General features: G+C 35.1%; 12 protein-coding genes. 1 reads left to right on the top strand and 11 read right to left on the bottom strand.

Annotated features, from left to right (window positions below; genetic code table 11):
* Window positions 1-30: 30 nt before the first annotated feature.
* From OOL01_RS06255 to OOL01_RS06205, 11 genes are all read right to left on the bottom strand, one after another.
* A complete protein-coding gene (locus OOL01_RS06255) occupies window positions 31-1,479 on the bottom strand; it encodes a hypothetical protein (RefSeq protein WP_264686604.1) in 1,449 nt (482 codons plus the stop codon).
* Window positions 1,476-1,670 carry a hypothetical protein gene (locus OOL01_RS06250; RefSeq protein ID WP_264685152.1) on the bottom strand — a complete coding sequence of 65 codons (195 nt, stop codon included), beginning with the start codon at window positions 1,668-1,670 and terminating at the stop codon, window positions 1,476-1,478. The genes OOL01_RS06255 and OOL01_RS06250 overlap by 4 nt, the downstream gene beginning before the upstream one ends.
* A 4-nt stretch (window positions 1,671-1,674) precedes the next feature.
* Complete coding sequence (locus tag OOL01_RS06245; protein WP_264685153.1) at window positions 1,675-2,862, bottom strand: hypothetical protein; 1,188 nt, start codon at window positions 2,860-2,862, stop codon at window positions 1,675-1,677.
* Between the two features lie 14 nt (window positions 2,863-2,876).
* Window positions 2,877-4,811 carry a DUF4815 domain-containing protein gene (locus OOL01_RS06240; RefSeq protein ID WP_264686603.1) on the bottom strand — a complete coding sequence of 645 codons (1,935 nt, stop codon included), beginning with the start codon at window positions 4,809-4,811 and terminating at the stop codon, window positions 2,877-2,879.
* 16 nt (window positions 4,812-4,827) lie between these two features.
* Window positions 4,828-5,511 carry a hypothetical protein gene (locus tag OOL01_RS06235; RefSeq protein ID WP_143688743.1) on the bottom strand — a complete coding sequence of 228 codons (684 nt, stop codon included), beginning with the start codon at window positions 5,509-5,511 and terminating at the stop codon, window positions 4,828-4,830.
* Window positions 5,512-5,601: 90 nt separating this feature from the next.
* The gene (locus OOL01_RS06230; RefSeq protein WP_264686602.1) at window positions 5,602-7,650 is read right to left on the bottom strand and encodes an AAA family ATPase; all 2,049 of its coding nucleotides are present in this window, start codon (window positions 7,648-7,650) and stop codon (window positions 5,602-5,604) included.
* Between the two features lie 24 nt (window positions 7,651-7,674).
* On the bottom strand, window positions 7,675-8,913 hold the full coding sequence (locus tag OOL01_RS06225) for an AAA family ATPase (protein ID WP_264686601.1): 1,239 nt from the start codon (window positions 8,911-8,913) through the stop codon (window positions 7,675-7,677).
* A complete protein-coding gene (locus tag OOL01_RS06220) occupies window positions 8,910-9,410 on the bottom strand; it encodes a hypothetical protein (protein WP_182364992.1) in 501 nt (166 codons plus the stop codon). The genes OOL01_RS06225 and OOL01_RS06220 overlap by 4 nt, the downstream gene beginning before the upstream one ends.
* 37 nt (window positions 9,411-9,447) lie before the next feature.
* Window positions 9,448-10,236 carry an AAA family ATPase gene (locus OOL01_RS06215; protein ID WP_264686600.1) on the bottom strand — a complete coding sequence of 263 codons (789 nt, stop codon included), beginning with the start codon at window positions 10,234-10,236 and terminating at the stop codon, window positions 9,448-9,450.
* Between the two features lie 11 nt (window positions 10,237-10,247).
* Complete coding sequence (locus tag OOL01_RS06210) at window positions 10,248-11,069, bottom strand: ATP-binding protein (protein WP_213863537.1); 822 nt, start codon at window positions 11,067-11,069, stop codon at window positions 10,248-10,250.
* Between the two features lie 100 nt (window positions 11,070-11,169).
* Window positions 11,170-11,658, bottom strand: coding sequence for a sigma-70 family RNA polymerase sigma factor (locus OOL01_RS06205; protein WP_174515994.1), 489 nt, complete (start codon window positions 11,656-11,658; stop codon window positions 11,170-11,172).
* 590 nt (window positions 11,659-12,248) lie between these two features.
* On the opposite strand from OOL01_RS06205, the gene OOL01_RS06200 reads away from it, so the two are divergent.
* Window positions 12,249-12,710 carry a crossover junction endodeoxyribonuclease RuvC gene (locus OOL01_RS06200; RefSeq protein ID WP_174515997.1) on the top strand — a complete coding sequence of 154 codons (462 nt, stop codon included), beginning with the start codon at window positions 12,249-12,251 and terminating at the stop codon, window positions 12,708-12,710.
* Window positions 12,711-12,778: the final 68 nt, after the last annotated feature.

Here is a 12,778-nt window from a genome sequence, read left to right as displayed (position 1 = left end):
ACTTATTTGTAAGCGTATTTTCTTCCTCTTTTACTGCCAAAGTTTATATGTTGCATCTAGCCCTGGACACTGCCACGCTCTTAGCGTTCTCTCTACATCGATCTCAAGTCCTGTGGTTAAAAAATTACTGCGAAAGTTATATATTCCCCACTGAATAAATTGACCATAGATTGTGCTATACGTATGCTCACTCGCAAAGAACTCAGGTGTCTCACCAACTCTTTCACCTCCTGAGTGAAGATTGGATGACGTATAAAGTAACACTGTAACAGTTTTTCCTGCTGGAATGAGTATGTTACCTGATGCAATAAATTCAGGACTGTTAATTTCATGCTGGTAAATACGTGTCCAAGTAATTCTCGAAATCTCTGACTTCCTTGTATTAGTTTTATCAGGTGTACCTATAAATAATCCTGCTCCTCCATAATTAACTTCATCTTTATACCACATTGCAGATCCAACAAAGTTTAGAGTTTTACTTATATCTACATTGCTTGTGTTTTTTACGAATATTACTCCTAGTGCAGCATAAGGATATTTCAACATATTGAATTGCTCCGAAAATCCATCATACATGAATCTTGGGTATGATTCTCCGTAGATAAATGTACCTTTACTTCCTTCAAAAAAACTGAGTTGTCTTGGCCGATAAAAACTAACATAGCTTGTATCGTACGTGTGAGTACCTGCAAGTAGTTGCAGCATATAGTCTGTTTTTGTTATATCACCGCTCCACTCTCCAAGCTCAGTTGTAAAAGTTCCGTGGCCAAAGTAATTATTTTTTCTACTTAGTACACCAAATAAAAAAGGTAATGCTCCAGGTTCAATCATATGACGATTTCTTACTTCTTTCATGATTGATGAGCCACTTGGTACATCATTTATGGAGTTAAGCTTGGTTGGTTCTCTGCTCCTTATCTCCCTCATAATCGATGAACCACTTGGCACATCATTAACAGTACGGAAGTTATTCACTAAACCTTTTAGACCATCTTTATGATCATTGCCAACACTATTTATTGCTGCAATGTTGGCATTCTTTCTCGTATCAAGTAGCGATAAATTTGTTGTCCCTTTTTCATCAATTCTCTTTAATAACTGCTTCTCTGATTCAGAGATCACTGCTAAAGAACTAGCTTTTTTATTATCCAGATCAGTTAAGTGTTTTTTTGCACTATCAAGAAGTTCTTTTAGCTTACCATCAGTCATCTGTACAATTTCAGAAACTGCACTTTTGTCGACTATTGATTCCAATGCTTTAGCAAGATATGCTAATTGATCTGGAGTACTGTTTTCTGCTAAATCCTTAAGTCTTTTTTGTAGTGCATCAATTATTCCTTTTACTTCAGTCATCTGCACAACGTTGGAAATAGCTTTTTTATCTGCTATCAATTCCAGCGATTTTGCAAGATATGCCAGTTGATCAGCTGTGCTACTTACTGCTAAATCCTTTATCCTTTGGTATATTGCTTCTTTCATTCCCAAAAATTCAAAAAAGTTTCAAATCTAAATCGTTCAAAATTACTTTTCAGTTGATTATGTTTATTTTCTCTCTCACTCATATCTTCATCTATTTTCTCAATTGTGGTACGAATACGTACTACATCTTCCACTGCAATGTTTTCTGGATGAGGTAGTGGATACCCTCTACTCGTTTTATCATTTGACATTCTTCTATGTAACAATGATTCGTAGATTTTTGACTTTAGGACGATAGATAACTGTTCCACTTAAAACTAATTTTATCCTTGTCTCATTGCCATTAAAGTTTGTCAGCACATGAGTTCTCTCTACCCAATTTTCTCCAATTGGTTTTCCTGATGTTAAATTTACTAATTGCCATTCTCCCACGTTTTTCTCTACATAAGTTTTAATGTCTGCAGTGCCAGGTATTAGCGCATCATATGTTATGGTAATTTTAGTGTTAGCTCCTGCTGTAATGCTTCTTGTAACATAATCTCCTTTTTCCCCTATATTACCCATAACTAGCTGTAACCCAGGATATAGCACTGGACTTTTTTCTTTTGACCCTTTTAAATTTGCCTTTACTGTTAACTCTCCAGATAGTCTTTCACGCAGCGCGAGCGACAAGTTATCAGATAGAAAATTTTCTTTTCCCTCTTCATCTATCAGAATAAATTCTACATTGGTATCAAATGCTACTTTTTCGACGTTCGTCAAAACAATTAAATCTGAAGTATTGTTTGCAGTAACTTTACCAAGATCAATAACGTGAGAATTTTCAGTGAACTTCGCTGCTAAAAGCCTAAAAGTTAGATCTAAATTTTGATGTGGTGTCCAAGTACTTGCGTTGCTAGATGAAAGTAATACTCCTACTTGATATGGCTGACTTGTTACCCAACGGCTATTTACTGCATCATATTTGCCAAGTTCTGCTATCTTTACTGCAGTACCAGGATCATCAGTAAGCAGTACTATTGAATACTCCTCTCCTGCATGGCAAAACACTGGTGACCACTCTATACGTGTTGCTGTGCCATCTATCTTTATATCTTTTGGCTCAATATAACTTTCAGCAATGACAGTCTGCGAGGGCATTCCCACTGCTGTTTCTCTAATCTGCACAACAACACGTTTTTTGCCGCTATTTGTGAACCATAAATCTAGACCCCCTATGTGTCTGCTCTCATTTAAAGTAAATGTTTGTGCTAAAGGATCAACTCGTCTTGCTGCGATCACTCTTCTTCTTTCTTCTATGGTAATTGTTTTTTTACCAGTATAAGTTGCTTCTCCATAGCTTCCTTTATTCCCATAAAATTGCACCAATTTAGTACCTGCTGGAATGTTTGCTGGGATTTTTATTTTTCCCTTTAATTTTCCCTGATTGTTAGCTGTTAACATTTGGTTTTCCAGTTTTAAGTTATAGGTTGAATGTTTATTCCGTCAAATTTTATCTCTTTAAGCTTCTCATTTGGCTCAAAACCTTCAATTTCAAAATTCTGTATTGCTTCTCTCATAAATTCAGTTTCATAAGAATTACTTGATAATAGCTCTGTGGTCTCTCTAGTATTAAATTCTCTAGTTACTGGACTTTTCCAATTTGTTTTTACCTCCGTCCAGTGATCAATGTTTTTATTTATGGTAACTTTTGCGGTTATTTTATCAAAAGCTTGATACGGATTAATTTTTTCACTTTTAGTCTGTAAAAGCTGTTCTAATACCGGCTCAAGTTCATACGGTAAAAGATAAGGTTTTGTGCTCTTTTCAACATCAATAATTTCTACGTCTATCGGTAAAATTAGTTCCTTATTTACTATTGCTGCAGTTTGAGTAATACCTTGATCACGCATATCATCATCGAAGAACGGATCTACAAATACTCCTTTTTTGGTAGTAGGTTCTCTTGAATTTGCATCACTGCGTAAACGTTCCTCTGCAACCAGCGCATAAAGATCATTTATTCCTTTTTTCATTGCTTCAAGCTCATTCATAGGTACAGCATGAATAGCATTATTCACTATTTTTACCCCTTCTTTTTCTCCGTTTTTCCATGTTTGGTGAATGTAGCAGAGCAAAAGTTGTCCGCTAGGTGCTTTTGGCATCGATGGTCTCCAAGAGTGGGAAATTCCTTTTATTCTTCTTACCACCCCTTTGCTATCGATAGTAATTAAATCATAGCGGGGCATTTTCCAGGTATAATCAATCAAAACCAGACTATTATCAACTGCTCCTTTTACTTTACACCCTTCTTCACTTATATCTTCAGGGCTTACATGAGTGCGACAGCGATAGGTTATTAGGTAACTACTTCCAGGAGCTGGTTCTTTACCTGGTAATGACCAATCAACGTTTCCTGCGTTTAATTTGTAATCTATACTATTTTCATAAATAACATTGCCTTGTTTAACTTGAATAATCTCAAGTACTGCAGAGTCAGGTATCGGATCAATAGCTCCAGAGTATGAACCATGAGTAACAGTAATGGTTTTCTGAACAGTTATATCTACTTTTTTAATTTCACTTATTGGAAAATCATTAACCTTCAGTTCCATTACCCTTTGGCTATTTGGCTGAAAAGTATGTGGTTCTGACTCAACTGCTTTTATGTCCGGATCTTGATCAAAAGAAACTCGAATACTGTGAGGAAGTTCAATCTCATAGCCATCAACATGAGCTTTGCCCTCATTAATCACAAATATTTTTTTTCCTCCTTCTCCCTCTTCCTTTTGCAGGAACATTACTTCAAGACCATTTACGACATAGGAACCATTGGCTTCTTTGTCATAACGAGCAAGAGCAGTAGTTACTATATTTGCTTGTGGTGGCGGTGAATGTTCTATTAATACTCCATTTTCAATGTTATAAATTGGATAAAATTCTCCTTCAGAAAAACGTGGAGAAAGACCTTCTGCTTGATAACCCCAAATGGTGGAAACTTTAAGCCTTGCAGCTCCTACTTCCTGATAGTTTCTTGTACCAACAGCAGGATCACGAAGATTTTCGTCCTCAAGTTCTGTAATGGTAGATTCTAGATAATAAACACCTATGCGAACTATAGTACTCAGTGGAATAATAAATTCTTCTTTTTCGACTTTTCTAACTGCTCCACAAAGATAGATTTTTCCTGATTCAAGCGTAACTTTACCAGTTTCTCTATCTATAATACAATTGCTTCCTGTTATAACATCACCATCACGAAATATTGCATCGCCTATGCCTTTAAGCTTAGAGAGAGCATACTCCTGAGTTTCGTTTAATTCTGCAGATTGCAAACCTCTTCCTGCTAGAAACAAGCTTTTCTCATATTCTTTGTCAGGATTAAAGCGGTTATAATAGGCGTTTAAAGTCATTTTATGCTAGAAAAATTCAAAAAGTTACAACAAATGAAAAAGTTTCCCGAGTTGCTGCAGTTCTGATAAGTGGTACTGTATGTTCTAAAACTAACAAAATTCCGGGATTTTCCACGTCTTTTGGTTCAAAATATCTCTGTCCTATAGGTAACCCTTCTTTTACTTTAGTACCAACCATAACCCCAAGTTCCCTGATAACTTGATTTGCAGCGTCGTTAAAATCGAAAGTAAATTTGAGATAGAGATTATTAGTTGGTACATTAGAGGGTTTAAACCTACCTGTAGGAGTTATAAGCTCTCCATTCTCATCACCTATGCAGAATAGTACTTCATCTGCAGTACGTCTGCCAAGCTCATTGAGCAGTTTTTCAGAAGTTATCAGCTCTGGTGGTGTGCTTTCACTATATTCTACAGTAACTGCACTATTTGCCGTGATAGAGCTATTTTCCGTAAGTTTTATTACACCAGTACTGCTATCAACTATATAATCTATACTTGGCTGATAAGTTGTTTGTCCTGTAAAAACCCTTACATCTTTAATAGTGTGGTGATCTAGAGCTATTTCACCCTCAACAAAAACTTTTTCGACCTGATGGCTACTTCCAGAGCTTGAATCACCACTTCCCCAAGCAAGATGTAGAGATTGCTCTTTTATGCTGGCTGCTATTGCTGCTCTACCTGATTGTGTAAGAATTGACATTTGAAAGTTTGACCCCTATATTATATATGTACGATGACTTCAAAATTCGTCCGCAAAAATCAAAATATTTTTTTATATCAGAAAAATTTTTTAGGAGAATAGCTCAGCTCCACAGCTAAATTTTCCAACACCACGAGCAAATGGTCCGCTAGGAATGTCAAGCCATTTATCTTCTTTTGAACCAGTAGCCATTCCCTTAACCAGCTTCCGTGCTTGTAACAGCTCTTGAACTATACGCTCCATTCTATCTCTTCCTATACTGTGAAACTCCTCAGGTAGTCTATGCCGCTGTTTATACACTCCTGTACTTCCTGTATGGGTAAATGGATGTCCAGAAATTGCTGCTCGTGTAATTGCAGTTATAAGATGCTGCTTTGAATCTTTTTCGTTCATATTTTTTATTCTTAATCTTTCAGTTATGTCCTCTAACAATCCTGTTTCTTCATTTCTTAAATAGGTGCGTAAAGTGCGATCAGCCAAACCGTTTGCTTTAACAATTGCTCCATAAAATAATGCGTTCTGTCTTACAGATTCTCCTATTGATTTAAAAATTGTCGGTTTAGCTGCATCTTCCACAGACCAAAAAGCGTATGAACACCTAACACCATTAACAAGAGCAGATGTACCTCTAATGGCATCACGTGCTTGCTCAACAGTCGATATAGGTTTTTCACTTTTTGGCTTTCTCATATGATGGGCAGTAATTATTGATGCTCCAGTGCTACCTGCTAAATCAGATAATAAAGACATCAAATAATCGCCTACGGCTGGGTCAGTATTTAAATCAGCATGCACAAATGATGCAAGTGGATCAAATACGATTAATTTTAAGTCTTTTATTTTATTAAGTTGTTTTGTTATAGATTCAAATTCAGGAGAAGTCTCTATAACTTTACCTGAAACACTCTTTATGATTGTAAGTGATCCACTAACATTTGGTAATGGTACAATAAAGAGCCTATCCTTATATTTTAATCTCTCGCATTGCGAATCAAGACGTTCTAAACGACGATGTATTTCACTCATATCATCTTCTGCAGAGAATATTACAACAGATCCATGTTCAGTAACTAAAGGACCAAAACCACATGGCTGATCTTTTCTACTCGCAACTTTCAGTGCTAAATCAAGCAGAAGCATACCTTTACCAGTATCTCCCATTGCAGCTAGAATAGATGTCACTCCTAAAGGAAATAACCCTTCAACAAGAAACTTTTGCTCTGGTACTGGACCTATAAAACGTTCTACGCTCCATTCTTGAATATTAAGCAATTGCTTAACAATTACTTTTCTCGAGTTATTTTCAATGAATTCAGAAATATCTATATTTGTTTGTACGCTATCTGCTGCATCCCATCCCTTTGGTTTATTCTCCGGTATTTCAAGAAGAGTAAGTGATAAAACACCAAGAAAAGTAAGCTTTTTCACAACTTTCTCAGCATATTGTTTACCTGATTCATCATTGTCTGGCCAAATAATAACATGCTTACCCTTAAGTGGTGACCAGTCTGTTTTTTCTATTGGTGCATTTGCTCCTAACATTGCAGTTGTGGCAGTCATACCTTGCTCTATCAGAGCATCTGCACACTTTTCACCTTCAACTAAAATCACCTTATCAGATTTCATGATACCTGGAATATTATATAAAGGTCTAATTTGTGGTGGAGTAAAACTAGACCTTTTTACATCAAAAGGAAGATATCTTTTTCTTGAATCAGTGTTATAACGATAAACTGTAGCAATCACTTGATCACTTTCATCGTAATAGTTCCATGATGCCGTTGGTTGTCCCAGAGTGTTATTTTTTTCCGAATAACCAATCCACTTAGCAATATCTTCTATCGTGTCAGTAAATTGATTTTTTCCAGTAACAGCAGCCCAAAGATCAAAAATATCTCCTCCTTCTTCGGTAGAAAAATCGTGCCATAATCCTGCTTTATTGCCAGTTAACTCTACTATCATACTTTGTCCTTTATTGCCTTGTAGATTACCTACATAGAACTTATCACCACGAAAAGTTCCTCTTGGCAGTAAATAAGAAAGACATGACCTTATATTTGATAGGAGTTGAGTTTTTAACTGTTCTTTCTCCCCTAATAATTTATAACGTCCATTTCTTTGTGAACAACAAATATCCATACCTACCTGAAGAATTTGTGTTTTTTATGTTCTAGCTATAACATTAGCAGTTTTCCAACATCCATTAATCTTGTTGATGAATTTTGTTGGTATAGATCTACCGTTTCTAAGTTCATATACTACTTGCAAGATATTTGTACGTTTATTGGGTTGAAATATTACTATTCCAGATGTATAAAAACTTCTTAAAGCATTAGCACCAACGAGAGCTTGAAATGGATTCTTTTCCAATGTAGAGGTAGATACTTTTTTGGTGTGATTTGTAATGATTATTCCAGCCATAGGGTTAATCTTGGAACGTAGTTTTTCTATTGCATGCTGCAGACCATTGTTAACGGAATTATAAGGAGAATCAATCACAACTAAATCAAACTTTTCAGCTATCATATCTTTTATTTTTTCTATACCTTCTTCATTTAAGGTTAAGTTCATCTTGTTCGTCACAACTAAGTTTTCTTTTGCTAAATGAGGAAGTTTGTTGAGTTGTTGTATACGTTCTCTAATATAGTCATATTCCATTTCATTTTGTAGATAGAATATTTTTAGCGGTCTTGTAGGTTTCATGCCAAGAAATGATCTTCCTGCGGCCAGATGTACTAATAGAGAAAGAAGAAAATGACTTTTGCCAATCTTTGGAGTACCACCTATGACCAAAAGACCACCTGGTGTCAAAATTCTTGGGCCTATTATATCTTGTGGCATTGGTGATTTGTCATTTAAGTAATGATTTACAGAAAATGCTTTTCCTTCGTTTTGTTTTTCTTGTAATATGGAACTTCTTTCATCTTTACCGTTCAACCATGTTTCAGCAGAATCTATATTACCTTTAACTAAAGTCCAAAGGTCTATTATATTTCCTTTCTTTTCTTCGATCAGGTTGTACCAATTTCCTGCATTTTCTCCTTCCATTTCAACTATTATCTTATTTCCATTTCTACTGCCAATATAGAATTTATTTTGGTAAGATTTGCCTTCAGGTAACAAATAAGATAAACAATCTTTGATATTATTAATTAATAATGATTTTATTTTTAAAGCATTTTTAGATGAAAAATCCATAAAATTCTCCTTGTTTATTCCAAATTTGTTCAACATATTTTTTAGACGTTTAAAGTCAAGATTAGCCAGCTCACAAACAGTTTCAAAAGATCGTGAGCGAATCCATTGACAAGCCTCTTTTTTAAGTTTAGGGTTTTTTCCTGCTGCATCCTGAATAGCTCTAGTAATAACAGCAGCCCACAACTTTCCTTCGTCATACTTCAAAATGGCAACCAATCATCTTGAAAACTTTTTTGTAATTCTGGAGTAATAACTGTAGTAATCCTATTTCTATCTCCGTACGTATTATTAGTTTCAACGCCTACTTTCGCTGTAAACTCTAAATCGTTGAAATCAGCTATAGAGTTGATTTTTCTAGCAGTAACTGCTTTCTCTGAAGTGTCATTTGCATGAATATTTCTGGATGATTCCAAAATACTACGCAGCATAGAACGTCCAGATTCTCCCCAGATGTCTTCTTCACCTTCTGCTTTGCCATTTTTGATACCTATAATCTGAAAAATCTTGCGTTTTGCATATGGACCTTCAGTGACAGTAAATTCAGTGTTTAAATAGATGCTGCCAGTAGTGTAGTTTTTAGTGAACCAATTTTCATAACCTCCAGGCTTTATTGCCATTTTTACCTTGACTATTGTACCTTTCGGTATTAAACTGCTCTGCAGTTTTGCATTATTAAAATCAGTTAAAAAATCTTGTAGCATACGCTCTCCTATAAGTTGACTTTAAAGTGAAAATTAGCTATTCCATTAGCTGCCAATGACCATTTGTCTTATCGACAAGTTTATTTTGCACGCGTTCACCATTGCGAAGCTCAAATACTATCTGGCGTGCACTACTTTCTTCATCATGAGCAAACATCACCATACCAGTACTGTAAAATCCACGTAAAGATCCAGCACCACTTAGGCCTTGGAATGGATCTTCTTCGAGCATCTTTTTTGATAATTTTTTTGTATGATGAGTAAGTACAATACAAGCATCTGGATTGACAGCACTGCGTAGCTTTTCAAGAGTCTTTTGCAGAAAAAACAGCATAGCACTATTGTCATTTTCATTTCCATATTCACTGCTAAAGATGTTACGTAATGGATCTATGGCCAAAACATCAGGTTTAAAGCGTTCATTCACAATTTCCTTGATTTCACTTATTTCATCATGATTAAATGATAAGTGCACTTTTGGCGTAATGATTAAGTTGTTAGCAGCTACATTCAAAAGTTCATTATCAAGTTGTTGCAAACGTTCTTTCATATATTCATATTCAATTTCAGTTTGCATGTAGAAAATTTTCAAAGGTCTACTTGGTGTCATACCGAGAAATGATCTACCAGCGGCCATGTGGACAAGCCAAGAGATCAAAAAGTCACTCTTGCCGATTTTAGGTGGGCCACCCAGTACCAATAAGCCTCTTTTTGTTAAAATTCTTGGTGAGATTATATCTTCTGGTATTGGCGATTGATCATCCAAGTATTCTTTCACACTGAAAAAAGGAATTTTTTGACCAATAGTTAAAAAGTTTTGTAGCATATAATAACCTCCTATATGTTGTGCGTGATAGGTTGAATTGCAAAAGCTTTGGTTTTAATCTTTGTAAGAAGTTTTCCTAGATGCGGTTCTTCAACCATATTCAGGCATCCACTTCGATCTTTAGCAGGATATCCCCAAGAATTAATTGTCTGACAGACAAATGAACGAACCTCTGTACCATCATCTTTCTTGATTCCAACCATACTGATTACTTCGTCAACTATCCCAGGAATTTCACTTGCAGTTTTAGCTCCTTCACATTGAGGTAGCCAAGTTGAGCGATTGAAATCATCAAGGTATTGCCCAAGAGTTCCAACTGTAATGATGTCTTTATTTGGAATATGTTGAAACTGATTGAGCCAAGCCATCATCTCTTGAGCAAGTAACCCGTAAGCAGCTCTCATATCTTGTTTTCCTGATCTTTCAGAAAAAGCTTCAGGTTGCATTTTTGACCATAAAAGACATAAACGCGAGGCTACTGTAATACTATCGATAAAAACACATCGATACTTGAGAAACTCCGAAGCAAGCTCTTTGTATTTACTGGATACATGCTCATAGTGTCTTTGGCTATATGCTGAGTCAGATTTTAACGCAGGATTAGGACCACCTATGAGACATGCAATATCTCTTGCCTCATTCCAAGTACGAATACTTACAGAATCCCCTTGCCAATCTTGAACAGCAAGTAAACCTGCCTCAAAATCAAGACAAAGTGTTGGTTCATTTATGGTCTTTAAGAGACTAGTTTTACCTATACCATAAGGACCAAAGATGACCATTTTTATACCTGTTTGAACTTTTAGCCGTTCATTGCTGTTCATTATTTTCATTTTTCTCCCAGTACCTAAATATATATGTACGATGACCTAGGCAATTCGTCCGCAATTTGCAAAAAAAAATTTTGAGCAAATATAATCGAGAGCTTATAACTTACTCTAAAACTGAGAATTTATCGCGTATTCGTTCTAGTGTGCGATAGATAGTTGTCTTTGGTATTTTGGTTATTATAGAAACTTCAGTAATAGTAAATACCTTAAGTAATTGACATAAATTACTATCTTTTTCAGACAAAGTTGAAATTATATTATTTATATCAGTGCGAATTATCGCTTCGATTTCCGAGTTCCTATGATCTGGAATATCGTCGTTTATATCATCAAAAGTTATATTACGTTTTAGACACAACTGATTGCGTAACATATTGCGAGCACAATAATTAGCTAATCTAGCAACGAAAGTACTAAAACTACTTCTTTTCTCATCGTGCTGGTTAAGATATTGCCAAACCTGACAAAAAAGCTCTTGTTCTATATCTTCGAGACTTTCGTTAATAAAACAGCTTTTGGATTTAAGGCGCGAAGCTTGAAATCTCACATGTTTAACAATTGTAGAATCGATTCCTTGATAAGAATTCTTCATAAAAACTCCAAAAGTTTCATGAATAGAGATTTTTACCAAGATCTTGTATGACTAATTTATTATAAAAAAGTAGTAATAATTTTTTTATCTAAAAGAATAAAATCTTTAAAAGTTAAAATAAGATTTAAACGTTTTGATACACTGCTGAAGCTACTTTTTCATAGGTAAAAAACTACCAATTTCGTACCTAATTTCTGAATTACTAATTAGTATTTCAGAAAGCAGTAATCGTTAAATTATTGATAATATTGTCTTTTTTATGTTCTATTCCTAAAAGTCGTTTCTAAAGTTAAGTGGCTAAAATCGGCCAGTGAAGAGGACTTACGGATTACTGAAGTCTTATATATATTATATATATATTTAAATAAAGGTAAAATATAATATATGATAATATAATAATATAAATATTGGTGTAATATAAGTTATGTAAAATAGCTATTGAGATAAGTAAAAACTTAAATGGTAGGAAAAGGAATATGAAAATTTTTTTTAATTTTTTTTCAAAATTGCGGACGAATTTGCGAGTCATCGTACATATATATTATACAGGGCATTGAACTTTAATTACACAAAGGAGTTTTTGTACGTCGATTTTAACATTAGATCTTGGCAAACAAACAGGCTGGGCAATTCTAACAGATGGAGTAATTGAAAGTGGAAGCAAAAGCTTTCATGGTAGCCGTTTCAGTGGAGGTGGAATGTGTTTTTTAAGTTTTCACAATTGGCTTAATTCTTTGAAACATGAGTTCACTGCAGTGTATTTTGAGGAAGTAAGAAGACATCTAGGAACTGATGCAGCTCATTGCTATGGTGGTTTTCTTGCAGTGCTGTCTGCTTGGTGTGAAGAGAACAATATTCCCTACCAAGGTGTTAATGTTAAAACTATAAAACGCTTTATAACAGGCAAAGGTAATGCAAGTAAGAGTGAAGTTATTGAAGCTGTAAAGGAAAAAGGGGGTTTGCCTAAAGATGATAATGAATCTGATGCTTTAGCATTAATGTTCTATGTTATGGATTTTAGTAAAGATATTAATAAGATGAAAAATCCATAAAAAGTGGGTCCTTTCGTCCATAATGGCGGGTTTGGTGGGTCAGACCCTAGGCCTTCTCTAGCGTCAGA

Source organism: Wolbachia endosymbiont (group B) of Rhopobota naevana (assembly GCF_947250615.1).
Taxonomy (GTDB): Bacteria; Pseudomonadota; Alphaproteobacteria; order Rickettsiales; family Anaplasmataceae; genus Wolbachia.
The sequence above is the reverse complement of the archived record's forward strand: the minus strand, read 5'-3'. Positions and strand labels throughout refer to the sequence as shown.